This is a genomic window from Serinicoccus sp. JS2-9 (genome assembly GCF_059025165.1).
The window spans coordinates 1545319-1567486 of sequence record NZ_CM180091.1 but is presented as its reverse complement, the minus strand read 5'-3'; the positions used below and the strand labels follow the sequence as shown (position 1 = coordinate 1567486).

The 22168-nt window shown below is 70.1% G+C and carries 16 protein-coding genes; 10 read left to right on the top strand and 6 right to left on the bottom strand.

Annotated elements, in window-relative coordinates; all coding sequences use genetic code 11:
* Positions 1 to 2: 2 nt before the first annotated feature.
* A complete protein-coding gene (locus AC5PYY_RS07790) occupies positions 3 to 1418 on the bottom strand; it encodes a glycosyltransferase family 2 protein (RefSeq protein ID WP_493899198.1) in 1416 nt (471 codons plus the stop codon).
* A gap of 659 nt (positions 1419 to 2077) precedes the next feature.
* On the opposite strand from AC5PYY_RS07790, the gene AC5PYY_RS07785 reads away from it, so the two are divergent.
* Genes AC5PYY_RS07785 through AC5PYY_RS07770 form a run of 4 tightly spaced genes read left to right on the top strand, consistent with a single transcriptional unit; the run spans position 2078 to position 8392 of the window.
* Positions 2078 to 3253 carry a polysaccharide pyruvyl transferase family protein gene (locus AC5PYY_RS07785; protein WP_493899197.1) on the top strand — a complete coding sequence of 392 codons (1176 nt, stop codon included), beginning with the start codon at positions 2078 to 2080 and terminating at the stop codon, positions 3251 to 3253.
* Positions 3254 to 3279: 26 nt separating this feature from the next.
* Positions 3280 to 4614, top strand: a complete 1335-nt coding sequence (locus AC5PYY_RS07780) for a Gfo/Idh/MocA family oxidoreductase (RefSeq protein ID WP_493899196.1) — start codon at positions 3280 to 3282, stop codon at positions 4612 to 4614.
* A complete protein-coding gene (locus AC5PYY_RS07775; protein ID WP_493899195.1) occupies positions 4614 to 7301 on the top strand; it encodes a CDP-glycerol glycerophosphotransferase family protein in 2688 nt (895 codons plus the stop codon). The genes AC5PYY_RS07780 and AC5PYY_RS07775 overlap by 1 nt, the downstream gene beginning before the upstream one ends.
* Positions 7298 to 8392, top strand: coding sequence for an acyltransferase family protein (locus tag AC5PYY_RS07770; RefSeq protein ID WP_493899194.1), 1095 nt, complete (start codon positions 7298 to 7300; stop codon positions 8390 to 8392). The genes AC5PYY_RS07775 and AC5PYY_RS07770 overlap by 4 nt, the downstream gene beginning before the upstream one ends.
* 51 nt (positions 8393 to 8443) lie before the next feature.
* Here AC5PYY_RS07770 and AC5PYY_RS07765 read toward each other — a convergent pair whose 3' ends face one another.
* Both AC5PYY_RS07765 and AC5PYY_RS07760 read right to left on the bottom strand, forming a co-directional pair.
* A complete protein-coding gene (locus tag AC5PYY_RS07765; RefSeq protein ID WP_493899193.1) occupies positions 8444 to 8728 on the bottom strand; it encodes a hypothetical protein in 285 nt (94 codons plus the stop codon).
* Between the two features lie 172 nt (positions 8729 to 8900).
* A complete protein-coding gene (locus tag AC5PYY_RS07760) occupies positions 8901 to 9791 on the bottom strand; it encodes a hypothetical protein (RefSeq protein WP_493899192.1) in 891 nt (296 codons plus the stop codon).
* A gap of 153 nt (positions 9792 to 9944) precedes the next feature.
* On the opposite strand from AC5PYY_RS07760, the gene AC5PYY_RS07755 reads away from it, so the two are divergent.
* From AC5PYY_RS07755 to AC5PYY_RS07745, 3 genes are read left to right on the top strand one after another with little or no spacing between them, the layout of a single operon-like run.
* Positions 9945 to 10967, top strand: coding sequence for a 3-oxoacyl-ACP synthase III (locus AC5PYY_RS07755; RefSeq protein ID WP_493899191.1), 1023 nt, complete (start codon positions 9945 to 9947; stop codon positions 10965 to 10967).
* A gap of 9 nt (positions 10968 to 10976) precedes the next feature.
* Positions 10977 to 13709: an alpha/beta fold hydrolase gene (locus AC5PYY_RS07750; RefSeq protein ID WP_493899190.1), complete on the top strand. Its 2733-nt coding sequence runs from the start codon at positions 10977 to 10979 to the stop codon at positions 13707 to 13709.
* Complete coding sequence (locus AC5PYY_RS07745; protein WP_493899189.1) at positions 13709 to 14782, top strand: NAD-dependent epimerase/dehydratase family protein; 1074 nt, start codon at positions 13709 to 13711, stop codon at positions 14780 to 14782. Before AC5PYY_RS07750 ends, AC5PYY_RS07745 begins: the two co-directional genes overlap by 1 nt.
* A 39-nt stretch (positions 14783 to 14821) precedes the next feature.
* Here the strand turns inward: AC5PYY_RS07745 and AC5PYY_RS07740 are convergent, their stop codons facing one another.
* Positions 14822 to 15253: a nucleotidyltransferase family protein gene (locus tag AC5PYY_RS07740; RefSeq protein ID WP_493899345.1), complete on the bottom strand. Its 432-nt coding sequence runs from the start codon at positions 15251 to 15253 to the stop codon at positions 14822 to 14824.
* Positions 15254 to 15556: 303 nt separating this feature from the next.
* Here AC5PYY_RS07740 and AC5PYY_RS07735 point away from each other — a divergent pair, with 303 nt between their 5' ends.
* Both AC5PYY_RS07735 and AC5PYY_RS07730 read left to right on the top strand, forming a co-directional pair.
* The gene (locus tag AC5PYY_RS07735) at positions 15557 to 16780 is read left to right on the top strand and encodes an acetyl-CoA C-acetyltransferase (protein ID WP_493899188.1); all 1224 of its coding nucleotides are present in this window, start codon (positions 15557 to 15559) and stop codon (positions 16778 to 16780) included.
* A 223-nt stretch (positions 16781 to 17003) separates the two neighbouring features.
* Positions 17004 to 17987: a DUF808 domain-containing protein gene (locus AC5PYY_RS07730; protein WP_493899187.1), complete on the top strand. Its 984-nt coding sequence runs from the start codon at positions 17004 to 17006 to the stop codon at positions 17985 to 17987.
* Between the two features lie 142 nt (positions 17988 to 18129).
* On the opposite strand, the gene AC5PYY_RS07725 is transcribed toward AC5PYY_RS07730, so the two are convergent.
* Together AC5PYY_RS07725 and AC5PYY_RS07720 are read right to left on the bottom strand one after the other, a co-directional pair.
* Positions 18130 to 18411 carry a hypothetical protein gene (locus tag AC5PYY_RS07725; RefSeq protein WP_493899186.1) on the bottom strand — a complete coding sequence of 94 codons (282 nt, stop codon included), beginning with the start codon at positions 18409 to 18411 and terminating at the stop codon, positions 18130 to 18132.
* A 161-nt stretch (positions 18412 to 18572) separates the two neighbouring features.
* On the bottom strand, positions 18573 to 19454 hold the full coding sequence (locus AC5PYY_RS07720; protein WP_493899185.1) for a Bax inhibitor-1/YccA family protein: 882 nt from the start codon (positions 19452 to 19454) through the stop codon (positions 18573 to 18575).
* Between the two features lie 174 nt (positions 19455 to 19628).
* Between AC5PYY_RS07720 and AC5PYY_RS07715 the strand changes: the two genes are divergently transcribed.
* Positions 19629 to 22139: a M14 family zinc carboxypeptidase gene (locus AC5PYY_RS07715; protein WP_493899184.1), complete on the top strand. Its 2511-nt coding sequence runs from the start codon at positions 19629 to 19631 to the stop codon at positions 22137 to 22139.
* Positions 22140 to 22168: the final 29 nt, after the last annotated feature.

The window sequence follows — 22168 nt, the reverse complement described above, 5'->3', positions numbered from 1 at the left end:
GATCAGTGCTCACCGGACGGCATCTCAAAACTGAGATTGCTCTTGACCGTAGCGTAGGGGCGTATCCCCCGCCGCTCAGGGGCCAGCGCCTGCTCGAGGGGAACACGCACCCGAAGTCGTTCTTCCGCCCCCACGGCCCTCACATATGTGTCAAGCACGGTGCGGCGGACACCAGCGAGGGCTCTGCGTGGGATGACGACGGTGCATCGATGGACAGCAGGTTGACCATCCACGTCCCGAAGGACGCGCGAGTGGCGCACCGGCAGCGCGGTCTGACTTGAGCCCTCTCGACCTACCACGAGCAACTCCAAGGGAAGGGGGTTACCCCCCTCCGTGCCCCCTCTGACCTCGAGATCGACCCGAATGCTGCCCGAGAGGCGCCAATGAGCGTCGGCTAGCACTGCGCCACTCACCGGCTCGTGCAGCAGGTCGCGGGCCTGTTGCACGAGGGCGGAGACGTCCCGCTCACGTATCAGGGCGGTTCTGACGCGGTGAGATTCGCCTAGCGTGGCTGCCAAGTCTGGCGGAATGTGCGCCTGCACAAAATCGGCGTGGGACTGCACAAACTTCTGCCGGCGTTCCGCTGGCATACGAAGAAAACGAGCCGGCTCGTAGAACTTTAGACACTTACGCCGGTACAGGTCCAGCACGACCCGCGACGCGCGATCTGAGAGGGGGTCGAGATCTCTGATCAGCCCACTCATCTCAGCCACGGACCAGGTGTAGCCCTGCGGGTCAAAGGGCGTAGAACTGATGTTCCCCCCGTCGCCTCTGGCCACCAGGTAGTAGTAGTCGTAATCCGCCAATATCGAGACTCGGTCGGCCAGTAGGTACGCCTGAGCGAGGAAGATGCCGTCCTCAAGACGGATCTTCTCTTCAACAAAGTGGAGACCATGCTTGTGAAGGAAGTCTCGTCGAAAGAGCTTCTGCGGGGTGAGCGTGAGAAAAGCTACCTCCAGGTCCGCGTCGGTCTGAGTCTCGGCGTATACCGTCTTCCCAACCCATCGCCCCCCTACTCCGACCATCTTCGGCACGACGATGTCGGATCCATGCCGATCGGCGAAATCCACCATGCGCCCGAGCGCTTCACGGCCCATTTGATCGTCCGCATCCGCGAAGAAGACAAATCGTCCGCGAGCCGCTGCCAGACCCCGATTTCGCGGGATTCCCGGCCAGCCACTGTTGGCCTGGTGGATCACCACAACCTGCGGGTATCGAGCGGCATACCGGTCCAGGACAACGGGACCCTCATCTGTAGAGCCGTCGTCGACGGCGATGATCTCGTACTCGTGCGGAGAAAGCCCCTGGTCGAGGAGGGAGTCCATCAGGCCCTCCAGATACGGCATCGCGTTGAAAACCGGGATGATCACGGAGACGGCGATCTCGTGGCCATGGCTCGACCGGCTAGGAACCTGCATTGCACTCCTGACTCACGTGACGATGGGGCGTCCCCTGGACTCGCCCCACCGGACCATACTCGGGGAACACACTCGTAGCATGATGCAGCGACGCGTCCGCGCCGCTCACCGCGGACAGAGGGAGAGGCATCATCGAGGTCGTCGGAAGTGCGTGGCGTGCCGCGAAGAGGATGGCACGGTCCGTCAAGGCTGTGCGTGGCGACGCCGAGACAGCGAGCGCATGGGTCACTCAGATCGGCTGGAACCCCTTGGGTGAGCTCCAGTTCACCGCACTCGTCCGGGGGAGACCTGGCCCCAGGTTGCTCGGGGAGTTGCGGGAGCGAGGGAGATGGGCGCTGTGGGCCTTTCAAGTCACGCGGCTTGAGCGAACCTCCGCGGGAACGGTGATCGGAGGTCGCATACCGGTCTCCGTGCTCGAACAGTTGGGGAGGCACGAGTATGACCTGTCGGTGACGGCTTTGATGGGGCGCCGGAGGGTTCTGCTTCCACTCCGCTGCGCCGACGCTCTCGACCTGCCCGAGCCGCTCCGGGGAGTCGCGGTCGCCTCGAGGGGCAGACGTCACATCGTGGTCACCAGAGCGGAGCATCACGCCCTCACCGCGTCGAGAGCCTCATGGCCCGCAGGGGTGGACGCTCGGCGGGCCGGACACATTGGACCCTTGAGCTCGGCGCTGGCTGAGCACGTTCGCCAGGAGGGCCTGCTGGGTTCATGCGACGTCGCCTACCACTTCCCCACGCCGGACGAAGCTGCCTTCGAGGGGCTCTTTCCCGGCACCGACGTCTCGGTGATCTTGCGGGCAGAGAGGAACGAAACGCGCCTGTGCCTGGCCGGAAGGAGTCGAGGAGCAGAGAAGTTCCTGCGCAACACTCTCATCAACCGCTCACGGATGACGATGCAGGGAAATCGGCAGATCCACGAGTTGGACATACTCGAGGACCAGTCGAGCGATCGGGCCGCCCGCCTCGTCGCCGAACAGTTGCGGTCGGTCCTAGATCGCTTCCGACTCTTTCTCGACGCCGGACCTCGACCGGAAGAGTCCGGCTTGGTGCCAGCACACTGGTGGGATGCCAAGCCGAACTTTGGTGATCTGCTCGGACCCATGCTCATCGAAGCGATCACCGGACTCCCAGCAATCAACACGCGTTCATTCCTCTCCGTCGATCCTGGCCTGTTCACAGTGGGGTCGATCGCCGGACACCTTCAGCGACCAGGCGCTCACATCTGGGGCTCCGGAGTTATCGGTGAACTGTCCAGGGGAAAGGTCGAGGCACTCGCAGAGTGTCGTCCCGCCGCCATCCATGCGGTGCGGGGACCAGCGACCCGCCGCGTGCTCGAGAGCGAGCTCGGCTGGAGCACCCCGCCCGTGTACGGCGACCCGGGACTGTTGCTGCCTCACTTCTACCGGCCCCGGGTGGTTCCTCGACTAGAAGGAAAGATTGCCGTCGTTCCCCACTACATGCATCAGAAGCACATCACGTCACCGGCATCCGACAACGTGGAGGTCGTGGACGTGCGCAGTGGCCCAGAGGCAGTCATAGACCAGATCTCATCAGCACGTGCCTGCGTCTCGTCTTCGCTCCATGGACTGGTGATCGCCCAGGCCTGGGGGGTCCCCTGGGCGTGGCTGCGCCTGGGCGAGGTCCGCCTGCACGGCGATCGCTTCAAGTTCGAGGACTTCTTCGCAGGTTCCCTCGACCGCGAGCAGGTCCACGCCATCGATCTGGAGTCACATGAGCTCGAGGGCATCACGTGGGACCATCTCGTGAAGAAGGCGTCTGTGCCGGATTCCCGATTCGACTCTGAGCGGCTCCTCGCCGCCTTCCCCAGCTTCTGAACCGGACGATCGGGAGGACACGACTCATGCGCGTCATCACCTACGGGACCTACGACCTGTTCCACGAGGGCCACCGGCGCCTCCTGGAGCGTGCCAAGGCCCTCGGCGACTACCTCATCGTGGGCGTGACGACGGAGAACTACGACGACGCCCGAGGCAAGCTCAACGTCCAGCAGAGCCTCATGCGGCGCATCAAGAACGTCGAGGACAGCGGCCTCGCGGACAAGATCGTCATCGAGGAGTATGAGGGCCAGAAGGTCCAGGACATCCAGAAGCACAAGGTCGACATCTTCGCCATCGGCTCGGACTGGCTCGGCAAGTTCGACTACCTCGAGGACTACTGCGACGTCGTCTACCTCGACCGCACCAAGGGGATCTCGAGCACCCAGCTGCGCAACGAGCAGGGGGTCATCGAGCTGGGCGTGGTCGGCGCCGGCCGGATCGCCCACCGGTTCGTCCAGGAGGCCCGCTTCGTCAGCGGGGTGAGCGTGGAGGGTGTGCACAACCGGACCCACTCCACGGCCGAGGCCTTCGCCACCGAGCACGAGCTGACCCGGGCCTACGCCGACTACGACGCGATGCTGGAGGCGGTGGACGCGGTCTACGTCGCGACACCGCACGAGACGCACTTCGACTACGCTCGTCGGGCGCTGGAGGCGGGGGTGCACGTGCTCTGCGAGAAGCCGATGACGCTGTCGAGGGCCCAGACAGAGGAGCTCTTCGCGCTCGCCCGGGAGCGTGGCCTCGTGCTCATGGAGGCGATCAAGACCGCCTTCGCCCCCGGCTTCCAGCGCATGGTCGCGGTCGCCCGCAGCGGCGTGGTCGGGCGGATCAGATCCGTCGACGCCACTTTCACCAAGCTCGTCGACGAGGGCCGCGAGTTGCAGCCGCCGGCCGGGGGCAGCATCTCCGAGCTCGCCAGCTATCCGCTCGTGGCCGTGGTCAAGTTGCTCGGCACCGACATCCAGGCCGTCACGACCACCTCGCTGGTGCCGGAAGGATCCGAGGTCGAGGTCTACTCGCGGATCAGCCTGGCCTACCGGCACGCCGAGGCGACGGCCCGCACCGGCCTCGGCGTCAAGGCGGAGGGCGACCTGGTCGTGGCCGGAAGCCAGGGCTATCTCTACGTCCCCGCCCCGTGGTGGAAGACCGAGTACTTCGAGGCGCGCTTCGAGGACACCCGCGACAACAAGAAGTACTACTACAAGTTCGACGGCGACGGCCTGCGCTACGAGCTCGCGGAGTTCGCCTGGCTGATCCGTCACGACACCGCGGAGTCCTTCAAGCTCCGCGCCTCGGAGTCGATCGCGATCGCCGACGTCATCGAGCAGGCACGCGCGAACGCCCGGACCTTCACCTGATGGCCTCGCGTCACGGGGAGGACGTGTCCCTGCGCGCCCGCGCCCAGCTCCTGGCCGGTGAGGCGATCGACATCGCCGCGCACCGCGCTCGGGCGATCCTGCGCCGCCAGCTCACCGCTGCCCGCTCCTCGGACAGCGTCGCCCGCCGTCAGGCATACCTCGTCGCCCGACGGGTCGCTCGCCGCAGCGTCAACGCGGTCAGCCACCGACAACTCGGCTGGGTCGCGACGCTGTGGCGCGCCCGGTGGCTCGACGGAACCCGCTACTCCATCGACGGCTGGGCCTACGAGCGTGGCTACGGCTATGCGGAGCCGCCGCAGATCCGGGTCTATCTGAAGCAGCCGGGCTCGACCACCCTCATCGACGCCGACGTGCGGGGGGTGAGCGAGATGGAGGTGAACGCCTTCGCGGGACGGGCCGAGTTCGACTACGCCAACACCGCCTTCGAGGCGGTCCTGGATCTCGCGCCTCTCGTCGAGGACACGACCGGCCGACCGTGGCAGGTGCACCTCGAGGTCCAAGGGCCGGATGGGCGCGTCCGCTCGGGCACGCTGAAGTATCGTCACCGCCACAGCTCGGCGCGTGTCCTCGGGGCACGCACCCTGGCGTCCGGGGCCCAGCTGGTGCCCTCCTGGCAACGTCGACGGGGGTTGTTCTTCTCTCGGCACGACCCGGAGGCCCTCGCCACCCGAGTGGCCATCGACGGCCGACGCGTTCAGGTCCGGACACGCCTGGGCGGCGTCGCCCCCGAGCGCGCCGAGCTCGAGTCTGCCCACGCCTTGCGCCCCATGGGTGTCGCGCGAGAAGCAGACGGATCCGTCACTCTCTCAGCGGACATCCCGCCGACCTGGGTGCTGGAGTCGTCGGATGAGGCCGAGCTGGGGCCTGAGCTCGAGTACGCGGCGGTCGACCGTGGCCGCGGTGGTGAGCGGGACGAGTCCATCGAGGACGCCACCGACGCGGCGCGGGAGGTCATGGTCACCGGCGGAGGTGACCATGATCCCTCCCGCGTCGGGCAGCACCTACGGGCACAGACCTACCGGGTCGTGGTCGTCGACCGCGACGGGGAGCGTCACCCGGTGGCGACGTCGCTGGACCAGAACGTCCCCCATCGGGGGACGGACGCGGGCCTGCTGGCCTACTCGGGGGCCTCGGGTCTGCTGCACCTCAGTGACGCCCAGACGCATGCCGTGGTCGAGGACGTGCAACTGGTCGCCGGCGACGTGCCGACACTCCGGCTCGAGGGCTGGTGGACGGGCGAGATGGGCGCGCTCCACCTCGCCCTCGTCGGCCGCCGCCAGACCATCCCGGTCGACCTTGATCCACAGCCGGACGGCACCTGGAGGGCGACGGTCGAACTCCTCCAGAGCCAGTGGGGTGGTGCGCGGCAGCTGCCCAGGACCGGGAGCTACACCCTGCGCGCGATCGACCCCGCTGGAGGCTCCGTCAGGGTCATGTCCGGTCCCGACCTCATTGCCCGGACCCCCGAGAAGCTGGACGTCCCCCAGACCCGGATGCGGCTGGAGATCGGCCCTGGCCGGACACTGCGGCTCCGGGTCGGCGTCACCCGACGCGCCGGCGAGCTGGGCTCGTTCCACCAGCGGCGGATGGACGCGGCCTACCTCGCCACGACCCATGAGCCCGAGGACTCGGTCTACTTCGAGAGCTTCTACGGACGCGCGGCGACGTGCAACCCCTATGCGATCGACCGGGTCGTGGCCCGTGAGCACCCCGAGTTGCGGCGGTACTGGGGTGTCACCGACCTCTCCGTGACCGTGCCGGAGGGGGCGGTCGCCGTGGTGGAGGGCACCCAGGCATGGTTCGACGCCCGCGCGCGGTCGCGCTACGTTGTCGCCAACGACTGGCTGCGGCGTCGCTTCGTCCCCCAGCCCTTCCAGACCGTGCTGCAGACCTGGCACGGATCGATGTTCAAGCGGATCGGCCTCGACCGCCCCAGGGTGCCCACCTCGACCCGCGTCGCGCTGGAGACCGAGCGAGACAAGTGGGACCTGCTGCTCAGCCAGAACCGGCACAGTACCGAGATCTTCCGGAGCGCTTATGCGTGGGACGGTGAGATCCTCGAGGAGGGATACCCGCGCAACGATGCTCTGGTCGATGGAGACGGCGAGCCGATCCGCCAGCTGCTCGGGATCCGCCCGGACCAGACGGTCCTGCTCTACGCCCCGACGTGGAGGGACAACAGCCAGGGCATGGTCGTCTTCCTGGACCTCGAGCGACTCGCGGACGACCTGGGTGACGACTACGTGATCCTCGTGCGGGGTCACACCCGGACCCTCGGCCACGGCGCCAGCGTCGAGCAACGGGGCGTCATCGACGTCAGCACCTACCCCCACATCACAGACCTGTTCATGGCTGCCGACGCGATGATCACCGACTACTCCTCGGTGATGTTCGACTTCTCCGCCACCCGCCGACCGATGATCTTCTTCGTGCCGGACCTGGCGGCCTACAGCGACGAGATCCGTGGCGTGTACTTCGATCTGGCGGACGAAGCACCCGGCCCCGTGGTGAACACCCATGACGAGGTCGTGGCCGCGATCCGCGACCTGGCCGACACCCAGCCCTATGCCGAGCGGTATGCGCGGTGGGTCGCGAAGTACAACCCGCTCGACGACGGACGCAGCGCGGAGCGCGTGGTCCGGCGCGTGATCGGTGACGCGCGGTGACCTCACCGCGACCCACTCCCCCCAGCACAGCTGCCTCGACGCCTCCGCGGTCCCGACTCGCCGCTCTGGACGGGCTGCGTCTCCTGGCGGCGCTGGCCGTCCTCGCCTTCCACTACACCGCGATCAACCAGAAGTTCTGGGGCAACCAGGCCGACGAGGAGTTCCCGACGCTCAGCCTCGTCACGAGGTACGGCTATCTCGGCGTCGAGCTCTTCTTCATCATCTCCGGGTTCGTCATCCTCATGACCGCCTACGGGCGGCCCCTCCCCAGCTTCGTCGCGTCGCGGATCTCGCGGCTGTATCCGGCCTACTGGGCGGCTGTCCTCCTCACTGTTGGCCTGCAGGTGGTGTGGGGCGGAGGCCGGCAGGTGGACGCGGTGGATGCCCTCATGAACCTCACCATGCTGCAGGAGGCCTGGGACATCACCAACGTCCAGGGTGCCTTCTGGACGTTGTGGGTCGAGCTGAAGTTCTACCTGCTCATCGGCATCCTCATGGCGCTCGGTGGGCTGACCCGGCCACGCGTCCTCGCGGTGGCCTTCCTCTGGCCGGTCGTGGCCGAACTGTGTCGCGCCACGGATCTCGACCTGCTCAGCTCTCTGCTCATCCCCAGCTGGGCTCCGTACTTCGCAGGAGGCATGCTGCTCTACCTCCTGCACAAGGAAGGACCCGATCTGCTCGTCGGCCTAGGGATCGGGCTCAACCTCATCCTGTGCATCCGTCAGGCGGCGCGCTACAGCGAGTGGCGTGCGCCCGACCACAGCGACGTCGACATCTCCCCCTACATCGTCGCGGTGATCGTCGTGGCGATGTTCGCCCTCGTCCACCTGTGCGCCAGCGGCCCGCTCGCCCGCCTCGACTGGGGCTGGCTGACGACCGCTGGTGCTCTGACCTATCCGCTCTACCTGGTCCACGGGCAGTTCGGCTTCGCGATCTTCGACACTCTCTCGGGGCGAGTCAACAGCTATCTCCTGCTCTGCCTCGCCGCAGGAGTGTCGCTATCCCTGGCCTGGCTGATCAACCGGTTCGTCGAGCGGCCCCTTCACGAGCCGATGCGCCGCCGTGTGCGGACCGCGCTCGAGCGCGGATAGGGAGGGCGAGCTCTGCTCCGGCCGAGCGGTGCCGTCGGCGGCCGGACTCGGTCAGAACAGGGCCGCGACCACGCCGAGCACGGAGCGTGGGCGCCTCGGGGGCGTCGTGCGTGAAGACGGAGCATCTTCGACATCCGGCGGCTGACCGGTCCCCCAGGCGAGGCTGTCGACGGCCTGCTGGACCGCCGCCTCGTCGACCGGCTCCTGCAGCACGACCTCGTCGGCGCCGCGGTCCGGAGCGGACACACCGGAGGAGACGAGCACGACGCGGGGGATGCCGCGGTCGGCGCACCACGCACGGTCCTGCGCCTGCGCGGGCCATCGGATCACCCGCACGGGGGTCCACCCTGGCGCCATGTGCCCGGTCCTCTCGGCTCGTCGAGACTGACTGTCGGGCACCAGTCTGTCCCCTGCCCGGAGCTGTCAGAGCCACATCGGCGTGGTGTCGGGAACTCTTCACGGCACGTTCACCCAGCGGTCCACCGCCCGTCGCCGCAGAGGCCGCGGATCAGCCGTCGGAACCCCCCGTGCCGCCGGTGTCCATGTCACCGAGATCCATGATCTGGTCCTCCGACGGGGCCGCGATGTCCTGCGGCTCGCCCCAGTTGTCCATCGACATCTGCGCCGACATGGCGTCGAGGTCGAAGTCGAGGCGCCGCATGAGGTGGTCGTCGTCAAGCCACACGTCGTAGACGATGGGCGTGTCCCCGAGCTCGGCGGTGACGGCATCCGCGTCGGCACCCACGGCGGCCGCAGCCGCCTGAGGGTCGACGGTGATCTGGTAGCGGCCCAGCTCGGTGCCGTCGACGTCCTCGTCTCCGAGGTAGAGGACCTCCTGGGCACCCTCCTCCCACAGATCCCACTGCTGCGTGATGTCCGCCTGGCCCATCGCGTCGCCCTGTCCCAGGGAGTCGGCCGAGTCGTGCAGATACATCCCCTCGGGCGTCGCGCCAGGCATCGCGACGTAGACCTCGCCGTCGACCGTGATGAGGTCGATCTCGCCGAGCTGCGGCAGTGACATGGTCAGCTGCATCGCCGCCTGGTCGCCGCTGAGGTCGGCCGCGCCCTGGGCCTCGACCATCTGGCCCTGCACCTCCATGTCCATCGTCATGGTGTAGCTGGACAGCGTCTCCTCCCCCGGCTCCTTGACCATGGCGAGGAAGTCCTCGACCGGGATCACCTCGCCGTCGGCGACCGCCGAGTCGCTCGCGTCGTCGGACCCATCGGCCTCCTCGGTGGCGTCGGCACCGTCCTCCTCGGCATCGGCCTCCTCGGCGGCGCTCTCCCCCGCCGTGCTGGTGGCCTCGCCCGCGGTGTCGTCTCCGCCGCAGGCCGCCAGCCCGAGGCTCAGGACTCCGGCGCTCACGAGGGCGCCGAGACGGGTTCGTGTGGTGGTCATCGCAGATCTTCCTCTCCCTGCGCGAGGTCGCCCGGACGCGGGCGGCAGGCATGGATCATGGTCCCACACGGGCCTGTCAGTTCTGCCGCGCGTGCCCTGCTGTGGTCGAATGGTCGTCTGTCCGTTCCGACCCACATCCCTTCCGAGGCCCCTTTGACCGGCAACGCCACCTTCCGGCACCGCGACACCGCGGTCCTGTCCGTCACCGCCGTCGACGCCCCCGTGGTGAAGACCTCCGCCGAGTTCGACGAGATCATCGGCGACTCCTACTCCCGCAACGGATTGCGGCCGGGCATGCTGGCCAAGCTCGCGGGCATCGAGCAGCGGCGCTGGTGGCGCGACGACCAGAACTTCGTCGGCGGCGCGGTGGAGGCCGCCAGCGCGGCCCTGGACCAGGCCGGCGTCGACGGGAGCCAGGTCGGGCTGCTCATCAACACCTCGGTGAGCCGGGAGCACCTCGAGCCCTCCATCGCGGTGTCGATCCACCACGACCTCGGCCTGCCCTCGGCGTGCCTCAACTTCGACCTCACCAACGCCTGCCTCGGCTTCGTCAACGGTATGCAGCTCGCCGCCACGATGATCGACGCCGGCCAGATCGACTACGCGCTCATCGTGTGCGGCGAGGGGTCGCGGGTGCCGCAGGAACGCACCCTGGAGCGGCTCTCCTCCGCCGACGCCACGGCGCAGGACATCGTCAGCCAGTTCGCGACCCTCACCCTGGGCTCGGGCGCCGCGGCGATGCTCCTCGGTCGCGCCAGCGAGCACCCCGAGGGGCACCGGGTCGTCGGTGGCGTGACGCGCGCGGCCACCGAGCACCACGAGCTCTGTGTCGGAGACTTCACCGAGATGCGCACCGACGCGCAGGGTCTGCTCGTCGCCGGCATGGGCCTGGCCAAGACCCTCTGGCAGGACGCCCGGGCCGAGTTCGACTGGGACGACATGGACCGCTACATCGTCCACCAGGTCTCCCAGGTGCACACCAGAAAGACGGCCGAGGCCCTGGGGCTGGACCCCTCGCGCATCCCGCTGACCTTCCCGACCTACGGCAACGTCGGCCCGGCCGCCGTCGCGATCACGCTGGCCAAGGAGACCGACCGGCTGGAGCGTGGCGATCGCGTGCTCATGATGGGCATCGGGTCGGGCCTCAACATGACCTGCCTCGAGATCGACTGGTGAGCTGACCCGATGAGCGACGGGGCGCAGGCCCGCAGCACCAACCAGCGGATCCACGACCCCGCCCGCGACGCCACCCAGGAGCAGGTCGGCCTGCCCGGTCTGCCGCCTCCGGGGGTGGACGCTGCGTGGTCGCGCGTCGTCCTCGCGCCCGACGCCGAGGGCCTCACCCGCCGGTGGCACGTCCTCGACAACGGCCCCGGCCTCGCCGCCCGCGGGGAGCAGCCCCGCGGCACCGTCCTGGCCGTGCACGGCAACCCGACGTGGTCCTACCTCTGGCGCCGGGTGATCGAGCAGGCGCCGCCCGGGTGGCGCGTGGTCGCCGTCGACCAGCTCGGCATGGGCTGGTCCGAGCGCCCGGGCCGCGCCCGCACGCTGGCGCAGCGGGTCGACGACCTCTCCGGCCTCACCGCCGCGCTGGAGCTCACCGGACCCGTGGTGACCCTGGCCCACGACTGGGGCGGGCCGGTCAGCCTGGGCTGGGCGCTGCGGCATACCGAGCAGCTGGCCGGGGTCGTGCTGACTAACACGGCGGTGCACCAGCCGGTCGAGCACACCGCCCCCACGGTCATCCGGCTGGCGCGGGCGCCCGGGCTGCTGGCGCAGGTCTGCCAGCAGACACCGACCTTCGTGCGCGCCACCACGGCCCTGTCGGTGCCGCCGTTGCACCGCGACGTGCGTGCCGCCTTCGCCGCGCCCTACGCGAGCGCCGCCCGCCGGGCCGCCGTCGCAGACTTCGTGCGCGACATACCCTTTGAGCCCGCGCACCCGAGTCGCGCGACCCTGGACGAGATCGCCGAGGGGATCACCGGGCTGAGCCACGTGCCGGCCCTGCTGGTGTGGGGGCTGCGCGACCCGGTCTTCTCCTCCCGCTACCTCGAGGACCTGCTGCGGCGCCTCCCGCACGCCGACGTGCAGCGCTATCCGCGGGCCTCGCACCTGGTCCTCGAGGACGCACCGGAGGGGGTCGGCGTCATCTGGCAGTGGCTGGAGCAGCGAGTCGGTGACCGTGCCGAGGAGCCGGTCGAGCCTGCTGGTGTGCCGGTGAGCGCCGTGCCGTCGGCGCCGGTGCGGGTGGACCGCAGCCGCCCCGACGAGGTCGCCGTGGCCGAGCTGGGCGGCAGCGGGCGACGGATCACCTTCGGAGAGCTCGGGCAGCGGGTCGACGAGGTCGCGCGCGGGCTGGCGGCGCGGGGCGTCTCGCGTGGGGACCGGGTGGCCGTGCTGGTGCCGCCGGGCATCGACCTCACCACGATCGTGTATGCCGTTTGGCGCCTCGGCGCGGTCGTCGTCGTCGCGGACGCCGGGCTCGGGCTGGCGCGGCTGGGCGCGGCGCTACGCGGTGCCGGGCCGCGGCACGTCGTCGGGATCCGCTCGGCACTGGCGCTGGCGGCCCTGACCCGGGTGCCGGGCAGCCGGGTCGTCGTGGAGCCGGACGGGGCGTCGGTGGACGTGCTGGCCGCGCAGGGCGCGGCGAGCGGCGCCGCCCTGCCGGACGAGCCGACGCTGGACGACGACGCCGACGGAGCGGTGCTCTTCACCTCTGGAGCGACCGGACCACCCAAGGGCGTGGTCTACACCCGCCGCGGGCTGGGGGCGCAGGTCGGGCTGCTGCGGGAGACCTTCGGCTTCGGACCGGGCGAACGCTTCGTGGCGGCCTTCGCGCCGTTCGCGCTCTACGGCCCCGCCCTCGGGCTGACGAGCGCGGTGCCGGACATGGACGTCACCGCCCCGCACACGTTGAGCGCCGCGGCGCTCGCCGATGCCGTGGCGGCCGTGGACGCGACGATGGTCTTCGCCGCTCCGGCGGCGCTGCGCAACGTCGTGGCGACGGCCGACGAGTTGAGCGCTGAGCAGCGCGCGGCGCTGGCCGGGCCACGACTGGTGCTCTCGGCGGGTGCGCCGGTGCCGGTCGGGTTGCTGCGCCAGGTCAAGGCGCTGCTGCCGGCCGCGCGGACCGAGACGCCCTACGGCATGACGGAAGCGTTGCCGGTCGCGAGTCACGACCCGACGGCGGTGGGGTCGGGCGACGCCGGGGAGCTGGAGGCCGCGGATGACGCGGGGGTCTGCGTGGGCCGCGTGGTCCCGGGCGTGGAGCTGGGGATCGCGCCGCTGGACGGCGACGGCATACCGGCGGAGGCGCCGACCACCGACGCCGGTGTCGTGGGCGAGATCGTGGTGCGCGGCCCGCACGTCAAGGACCGCTACGACCGGCAGTGGGCGGCGCAGCAGGCGAGCGCCCGCCCGGCGGGGTGGCACCGGACGGGCGACGTGGGGCACCTGGATGGCGCGGGCCAGCTATGGGTCGAGGGCCGCCTGGCGCACGTGATCTCGACGATCGACGGGCCCGTGACACCGCACCCGGTCGAGGATCGGGTGCGCGAGCTGCCCGGCGTGGCCGAGGCGGCGGCGGTCGCAGTCGGCCCGGCGGGCGCGCAGCTCGTCGTGGTCGTGGTGGCGCCGGAGCGGCGCGGTGGCGCGGTGGCTCGGCTCACCGGGGCCGCACCGGGCGCCGGGGCGATGGCCTCGGTTGGCCTGGCTGCCCAGGTGCGCGAGGTCGCCGGGGTGCCCGTCGCCGCCGTTCTGGTGCGAGACTGGCTGCCTGTCGACATCCGCCACGCGAGCAAGGTCGACCGCGGCGGTCTGGCCGACTGGGCGGGCGGCATACTCCACGGGCGGAGCCTGGGTGACCGGCTGCGCGGGCTGGTCGGCAGCGGCCGGGCGCCGCGCACGAGGAGCCGCTGATGACCGGACCGAACCCGCGATCTGCCGAGACCACCCCCGGACCGGCCGCGCGATCTGCTCAGCCCACCTCCGGACCGGCCGCGCGATCTGCGGAGCGCGGCGGGCCGGGCCGGGTGCTGGTGACCGGTGCCAGCGGCATGCTCGGCGGCGCGGTCGCCGATCTGCTCGCCGAGCGCGGCTGGGACGTCACCGTCATGCAGCGGCGCTCGGCCGGTGGACGGCACCGGGAGTCCCTCGGCGACATCCGCGATGCCGATGCCGTCACGCGCGCGGTGCAGGGGCAGGACGCCGTGGTGCACCTCGCGGCCAAGGTCGATGTCGTCGGGCCGTGGCGCGACTTCGTCGACATCAACGTGCGGGGCACCCGGCGGGTCATCGAGGCACTGCGCGCCCAGGGCGGCGGCTCGTTGGTGCAGATCAGCTCCCCGTCAGTGGCGCACACGGGTCGGTCACTCGCCGGCGCGGGCGCGGGGGTCGCCACGCCGATGCGGGCCCGCGGGCACTACGCCCGCACCAAGGCCGCCGCGGAGCTCTTCGCACTGGAGGCGGACAGCCCCGAGCTGGCGGTCACCGCGCTGCGGCCGCACCTGGTGTGGGGTCCTGGGGACACGCAGCTCGTCGGCCGGATCGCGGAACGAGCCCGTCAAGGACGGCTGGCGCTCGTCGGGGCGGGGACGGCGCTGGTCGACACGACCTATGTCGACAACGCCGCCGCGGCCACCGTGGCCGGGCTGGAGCGCATCGAGCACGCCCACGGCCAGGCGCTCGTCGTCACCAACGGCGAACCCCGCCCGATCGGCGAGCTCATCGCCGACATCTGCCGCGCGGTCGGCGCCCCTCCCCCACGCCTGCACCTGCCCGTTCCGCTCGCCTGGGGCCTCGGCGCAGCCGTCGAGGGAGCCGCCGCGCTCTCCGAGCGAATCCCCGGTATGCCGTCGCTCACCCAGCCGCCGATGACTCGCTTCCTCGCCGAGCAGCTCTCCACGGCGCACTGGTTCGACCAACGGCATACCCGGCAGGTGCTCGACTGGACGCCGTCGGTGAGCATCGACGAGGGTCTGGCCCGGCTCTGAGGTCGCGACAGGGCCAGACCCATCTGGGGAGGGCCAAGATCACGCGCCCCAGAATCCGCCGCCCGCCGGAATCTCGCCGGCGTTGCGTCTGCCGTGGTCAGAACTGGCGCAGTCGATCTGCCAGGTGGCCCAGCAGCTCTTCCTGGTCGAGGTGTTGCCTGTAGCTCTGACAGCGCTCGATCGCCTGCAGGATGTCGGCGCATCTGTCTCGCTCGGGTCGACCCACACTGGCACCGCATCCGCCATGGCGGTTGCTGAGACGTCATCGCGGAGCACGTCTGGGGCGACGACGTCGACCCCTCGCTGCAAGATCATGCTGAGATCCTCACCGATGCCGCTCACCCGCAGAAGCGGGTTGCCGCCGAGCGGCAACAGATCCACCAGCAGGTCTATCTCACTCTCGGCAGTGGCGTCGCCACGCGCTACCGAGCCGAAAACTCTCGGATTTGCGGCACCGTAGCGCTGAAGGATCTCACGAAGATCGACACGGTGCGCCTCAAGGGCGTCGCGAAACGGCGACGCTCTCGGACGTGACGGTACCCAGGGCTCAAGGATGGGGCTGACGGAAACGACCGCCTACCGATCTCTCACGCCAGGCGGAAGAAGCGGTCGTTCGAAGCCGGATTTCGCGCACGGGAGGAACGCGCAACCCTGTGCGGGCGCTGGTGACACAGGCGTTGGTCCTCGCACGCCTGTGTCACAAGCAGCCGCACAACGGTTCAGGGCAGGTCACCTAGACTCACGGCATACCGCTCGCGTCAAGGAGGACCACCCATGGCTGAGGCCGTCATCGTCGCTGCTGCCCGCACCCCGATCGGGCGCGCCTTCAAGGGTTCGCTGACCACCGCCCGACCGGACGACCTCGCCGCCGGGGTCATCCGCGCGGCGCTGGAGCAGGTGCCCGAGCTGGATCCGACGAGCATCGAGGACCTCTACCTCGGGTGCGCGGAGCCGTGGGCCGAGCACGGCTTCAACATGGCCCGCGTCGTCAGCGTGCTGCTCGGGCTGGACGGACTGCCGGGCGCGACGGTCAACCGCTTCTGCGCGAGCTCGGTGCAGACCACCCGGCAGGCCTTCCACGCGATCAAGGCGGGCGAGGGCGACGTCTTCATCAGCGCCGGGGTCGAGTGCGTCTCGCGGTATGCCGATTTCGCCGGCGCGGGCGGTGGCAAGGAGTCGTGGCGCAACCCGCTCTTCGCCGACGCGGTGGCGCGGACCGAGGCGATGGCCGCCTCCAACGAGACCTGGACCGACCCGCGCGAGCAGGGCGGCCTGCCGGACGTCTACATCGCCATGGGGCAGACGGCGGAAAACGTCGCCACCTCGCTCGGCATCTCCCGCGAGCGCCAGGACGAGTGGGGCGTGACCAGCCAGAACCGCGCGGAGGCCGCCATCGCCGACGGCGTCTTCGCGCGGGAGATCGCCCCGGTGACCCTCGAGGACGGCACCGTCGTCAGCACCGACGACGGGCCGAGGGCAGGCGTCACGCTGGAGAAGGTCAGCCAGCTCCAGCCCGTCTTCCGTGAGGACGGCACCGTCACCGCGGGCAACTGCTGCCCGCTCAACGACGGCGCCGCCGCGCTCGTGGTGATGAGCGACACCCGCGCGAAGGAGCTGGGCCTCACGCCGCTCGCGCGCATCGTCTCCACCGGGGTCTCGGCCCTGTCGCCGGAGATCATGGGGCTGGGCCCGATCGAGGCGTCGACGCAGGCGCTGGAGCGGGCCGGCATGAGCATCGGCGACCTGGACCTCTATGAGATCAACGAGGCCTTCGCGGTGCAGGTGCTCGGGTCCGCGGACGCGCTGGGCATGGACTACGACACGCTCAACGTCCACGGCGGCGCCATCGCGCTGGGGCACCCCTTCGGCAGCACCGGGGCGCGCATCTCGACGACCCTCATCAACGCGCTGCAGACCCGGGACGGGCAGTTCGGCCTAGAGACGATGTGCGTCGGCGGGGGCCAGGGTATGGCGATGGTGATCGAGCGCCTCTCCTGACCGGAGCCGTGGGGTCGGCTCCCGGGGCCTCCCCGGTGAGCGGACGGCATACCTGGAACGGCGCATGAGCAGTCGAAGGTGCCCGAGGCAGGGGACGGATCCCTCGCGCGAGGACTTTTCGGCTGCTCATGCTCCGGTGTCACGCGTGGCGGGAGATGCGGCATACCTCGGGATCGGCAGGTAGCCTGAGCGGGCTCCGCTGCGACGACCTGTGAGGTGACCCATGGCCGGTGGTCTGGCTGCTCTGCTCGACGACATCGCCGCGATCGCGCGCGTCGCCGCCGCGTCCGTGGACGACATCAGCGCCGCGGCCGGCCGGGCCGGCTCCAAGGCGGCCGGCGTCATCATCGACGACGCTGCCGTGACCCCGCGCTACGTCACCGGCGTCGACCCGAGCCGCGAGCTGCCGATGATCAAGACGATCGCGATCGGCTCGATCCGCAACAAGCTGCTCTTCATCGTGCCGGCGGCCCTGCTGCTCAGCATCTTCCTGCCGTGGCTGCTCACGCCGATCCTCATGCTGGGCGGGTGTTACCTGTCCTACGAGGGCGCGCACAAGGTGCTGGAGTGGCTGGGCGTGGGGCACGACGGCGCCCACGACGAGCCGGCGGTGGAGAGGGGCCCGGAGGCGGAGAAGAAGGTCACCTCAGGGGCGATCCGCACCGACTTCATCCTATCGGCCGAGATCATGGTCATCGCGCTCAACGAGGTCGCCGACGAGCCGCTGCTCAACCGGGCGATCGTCCTCGTGGTCGTCGCGATCGTCATCACGGCGGTGATCTACGGCGCGGTCGCGCTCATCGTCAAGATGGACGACATCGGGCTGAGCCTGTCGCAGCGGGAGTCCGAGGGGGCGCAGAAGTTCGGGCGCGGTCTGGTCACGGCCATGCCGATCGTGCTCAAGACGCTGTCGATCGTCGGCGTCGTGGCGATGCTCTGGGTCGGCGGGCACATCCTGCTCGTGGGCATCGATGAGCTGGGCTTCCACCCGATCTACGAGTTCGTGCACCACGCCGAGGAGGTCGTGGCCGGGTGGATCCCCGCGATCGCCGGCTTCCTCAGCTGGCTGACCAACACCTTCTTCTCGGCGATCCTGGGGCTCGTGGTCGGGCTGGTCATCGTGGGCGTCGTGTCGATGCTGCCCTTCGGCAAGAAGGACCACGGGAGCGACAGCGACGCCGCCCACGCGGGGGCGGACAGCCACTGAGACCGACGCCGCGTCCAGTGCGTGACTAACGCGCGTCCCGTGCGTGACTAACGCGCGTCCAGTGCACGACTAACGCGCGTCCCGTGCGTGACTAACGCGCGTCCCGTGCGTGACTAACGCGCGTCCGGTGCGGGTGGGGCGGTCAGGGAAGGGCGCGGCGCAGGGTTGTGAGGCGGTCGGCAAGGTCTTGCTCGTCCAGGCCCTTCCCGATCGCGCCTTCGCCCGACACGCCTTCGCCCATTGCGCCTTCGCGCGACACGCCTTCGCCCATCGCGCCTTCGCGCGACACGCCGGCTGCCGCCTGGCGCCAGTCGTAGACCATCACCCGCAGCTGGTCCACGACCACCCCGGGGCCGAGGTCGGGCACCACCTCTCGAGACTGGGCGGTCGCGTCGGCGACGGCGTCCGCGAGCGCCTGCACCACGGCAGACACCTGCGGGTATGCCGTCACTGCCCGCCCCAGCGGCAGCTGCTGCCAGCGCCGGGCCACCCGCTCGAGCTCGGTGTCGACCGCGCGGTGGACAGCAGACGGCCCGCCAGCAGGGGTGCTGGCGGGCCGCACGGTCGAGCTGATCTCGGGTGGGATCAGTCGGAGCTCTGCAGGATCGCGAAGAGCCGCAGGAACTCGATGTAGAGCCACACGAGGCTGGCGACCAGGCCGTGGCCGAGCAGCCAGGAGTACTTCTCCGGGGCGCCACCGCTCACCGCGCGGTCGACGGAGTCGAAGTCGACGGCGAGCGAGTAGGACGCCAGGCCGACGCCGAGGAGGGAGATCACGATGCCGAGCGGGCCGCTGTAGATGCCCCAGCCGTCACCGAAGCCCAAGAACGAGGCACCGATGTTGACGAGCAGGAAGACGAGGTAGCCCATCGCGGCCATGCCGAAGATCCGACGCGACTTGCTCGTGACCTTGATGAAACCCATCTTCCAGCCGATGAACATGCCCGCGAAGGTCGCCATCGTCGCGACGATCGCGGTGGACACGACGCCGGGGTAGGCGGCGTTGAAGGTCACGCTCACCGCTCCCAGGAAGAGCCCCTGGAGCACCGCGTGCACGAGGATGAGGCCGACGTTGACCTTCTTCGAGAAGCCGATCGCGAAGCTCAGCGCCAGCGAGCCGAACATCCCGAGCAGCCAGACCGGCATGGCGATCCCCGGCTGGGCGCCGACGAAGAACCAGGTGGCGGCTGTGACGGCCAGCACGATGCCGAACAACATGAGGCTCTTGACGACGACGTCGTCGAGCGTGAGTCGACCCGTCTGGGCGGGGCCCGCGGGGGCCTGGTCGTACATGTCCTGCAGCTGCCGGTCGGACATCGTCTCGCTGGGACCGGGCTGGTACTGCGGGATGGGTGAGCCACCCTGCGACATACCCTGCTGGTAGCCACCCTGACCCTGGCCGAAACCGGCGTACTGGCCCTGGGCAGCCTCCTTGTCGATGCGGTTGAAGACCGGGTTGACGGCCATGAAACCTCCAAGTTGGTGCGGCACCGGGCCGACTGGCGCCGATGTCTTGTCACCAGGATAAACGTCCGAGGCGCCCCGTGGATTCCGGACGCGCGCCCTGTGGGCTGTGGACGAGGGATGGTCACCGGCCGGGTCGCGGGATACGCTGACATCTGCCCCACATCGAGGAGAGGTATGACGCACCCGCGGCGATCCCTGACACTCACCGGGTCTCTGGTGCTGGCCATGGCGGCAGGCACCGGCACCGCCGCCCTGCCGGCATCGGCGCAGCCGGCCCCGGCCCAGCAGGGGGTGCCTGCCACGGTCGCCGCCGCCCCCTTGGTGGCGCACGCGCTGCGGGACGACCCCTACCCCCGGCAGGACCCCCTGCCGGAGCCGCCCGTCGACGAGGGCGACGCGGCGATCAAGCTGGGGCTGACGCCGTACCACGACATCGCGCGGCGCCTCAATGCCGCGATGGAGGACTCGACCCGCGTCTCCGCGGAGGTGCTCACCACCACGTCACAGGGTCGGGACGTCTATCTGGTGACGTTGACGGCGCGGGAGAACCGCACCGTCGCGGCCAAGCAGGCGCAGATGCGCGACCTCATCACCGAGGACCCGGTCGCGGCGGCGGACGACCGCAAGCTGGCCGCGCAGTACAAGACGCCGATCTTCATCAACGCCAACATTCACGGCAACGAGTTCGAGGGCACCGACGCCGCGCTGCGGCTGGTCGAGACGGTCGCCGAGGGCAAGGACGGCTCGCTCAACCGGCTGCTGCAGAAGAACCGCATCCACCTCGTCATCTCGATGAACCCGGACGGCCGCGTCGCCAACACGCGCCGCAACACCGCCGGCTTCGACCTCAACCGCGACTACGTCACCGTGACCCAGCCGGAGACGCTGGCCGTGCGTGACGCGCTCATCCACACCCAGCCCATGCTCATGCTCGATCTGCACGGCTACGTCAACGGCACGCTCGTCGAGCCGACGACGCCGCCGCACGGCGAGAACTACGAGTACGACCTCTTCATCAAGCACGCCTACGCCAACGGGCTCGGCATGGAGGAGGTCATCAACGGCCTCGGCTACGACGAGGACGACGGGGTCCGGCCGGTGCAGATCCCGCTGCGCGACTGGGACGAGGGCTGGGACGACTGGCCGCCGATCTTCACGCCGCAGTACGCCGCGCTGCACGGCGCGATCGCGCACACGATCGAGATCCCGCTGCGCGTCAACAACTCCTCCTACGGGCTGCCGGCCGAGGAGCTGCAGCGGCGCTCGGCGATCAACACCGACGTCGCCTACGCGGCGATCACCGGGACGCTGGAGTATGCGCGGACCGAGCGCGAGGAACTGCTCGCCGACCACATCGAGATCTTCCGGCGCGGCGAGGCGGGCGAGCGGCAGACCCCGGTCGAGGTCGGGCTGTTCGACGGGGTCATCGGCCCCGAGGACGTCTACACCACGACCTTCCCGCGCGCCTACGTCATCCCCACGGGCGCCGACCAGCGCTCGGCGCCCGCCGCGGCGAGGCTGGTCGACTTCCTCATCGCCAACGACGTCGAGGTGACGACGCTGACCCGGGCCGCGACGATTTCCGGGCGAAGCTATCCCGCCGGCAGCTACGTCGTCGACATGCACCAGGCCAAGCGGGCGATGGCCAACACCGTCCTGGGTCGGGGCACCGACATCTCCGACCGGGTCGACTCGATGTATGACATCTCCGGCTGGAGCCACGCGCTGCTCTGGGGCGCCTCGGTGGACACCATCCCGGAGGGCGATCCGTTGCGCGTGGTCGGTGAGCCGGCCGAGCAGGCCGACGACAGCGGCGCGGTCGCCGACGGCGGCACCGGATGGGTGCTGCCCATGGAGGACCCCGCCGACGTCCAGGCGCTCACCACGCTGCTGGAGCAGGGGGTGCCGGTCGAGCTCCTCGAGGACGGCTCGGTGCTCGTGCCGGCCGACGACGCCTGGGCCGCGAGCAACGCCGCCAGCACGTATGGCGTGGAGCTCGCCGCGGCGCCCGAGGGCGCGACCGGGGCGGTGCTCCCGAGCGCGGCCGGGTCCGTGGGCGTCGCCGGGACGGCCGAGGAGGTGTGGGCCTTCGAGGAGATGGGCTACACCGTGACGCCGGTCAGCACCGGTGCGCTCAACGACGGCCTCGACCTGTCGGCCCTGGACGCGATCTATGTCTCCTCCGGGCTTGACGTCGGGAGGCTCGATGATGCCGCTCTGGCCGAGGTCGAGGACTACGTCGCTGACGGCGGCGGGTTCGTGGGCCGCGGGCGCACAGGCGTCGAGGTCAACAACGCCCTGGAGCTGCTCGAGGTCACCGCGATCAGCGGTCGCGGCGATGCCAACGGGGTCGTCCGCGTCGACAACGTCGAGGGCAGCCCGGTGGCCGACGCCGCGACCCCGCACACCTTCGTCTACCGGCCGATGTGGTTCACCGATCTCGGGGCCGGCGTGACCGTCGACCAGTCCTACGGCGAGGACCCGATGGTCAGCGGCCACTGGCGGCCCGACGGGGACGGCCAGGGTGGCCCGGCCGCCGCGGCCGGTCAGGCGGTCATCGTCCGGGGCGAGAGCGACGCCGGCCGTGCGGTCCTCCTGGGCAGCGAGCCGCTCTTCCGGGCGCACCCGAAGGGCCAGTACGCCCTCGTCGCGCGCGCGTTGCTCTGGGCCGGTTCTGGCGAGTAGGCGCCAGACGTGCAGCGGGGCGGTCCGCG

What these genes read in the sequence shown, in the direction of transcription:
- AC5PYY_RS07790 (WP_493899198.1), bottom strand. Translation starts at nt 1,418, where the DNA reads ATGCAGGTTCCTAGCCGGTCGAGCCATGGCCACGAGATCGCCGTCTCC.
- AC5PYY_RS07780 (WP_493899196.1), top strand. Translation starts at nt 3,280, where the DNA reads ATGCGCGTCATCACCTACGGGACCTACGACCTGTTCCACGAGGGCCAC.
- AC5PYY_RS07775 (WP_493899195.1), top strand. Translation starts at nt 4,614, where the DNA reads ATGGCCTCGCGTCACGGGGAGGACGTGTCCCTGCGCGCCCGCGCCCAG.
- AC5PYY_RS07760 (WP_493899192.1), bottom strand. Translation starts at nt 9,791, where the DNA reads ATGACCACCACACGAACCCGTCTCGGCGCCCTCGTGAGCGCCGGAGTC.
- AC5PYY_RS07750 (WP_493899190.1), top strand. Translation starts at nt 10,977, where the DNA reads ATGAGCGACGGGGCGCAGGCCCGCAGCACCAACCAGCGGATCCACGAC.
- AC5PYY_RS07745 (WP_493899189.1), top strand. Translation starts at nt 13,709, where the DNA reads ATGACCGGACCGAACCCGCGATCTGCCGAGACCACCCCCGGACCGGCC.
- AC5PYY_RS07735 (WP_493899188.1), top strand. Translation starts at nt 15,557, where the DNA reads ATGGCTGAGGCCGTCATCGTCGCTGCTGCCCGCACCCCGATCGGGCGC.
- AC5PYY_RS07730 (WP_493899187.1), top strand. Translation starts at nt 17,004, where the DNA reads ATGGCCGGTGGTCTGGCTGCTCTGCTCGACGACATCGCCGCGATCGCG.
- AC5PYY_RS07720 (WP_493899185.1), bottom strand. Translation starts at nt 19,454, where the DNA reads ATGGCCGTCAACCCGGTCTTCAACCGCATCGACAAGGAGGCTGCCCAG.
- AC5PYY_RS07715 (WP_493899184.1), top strand. Translation starts at nt 19,629, where the DNA reads ATGACGCACCCGCGGCGATCCCTGACACTCACCGGGTCTCTGGTGCTG.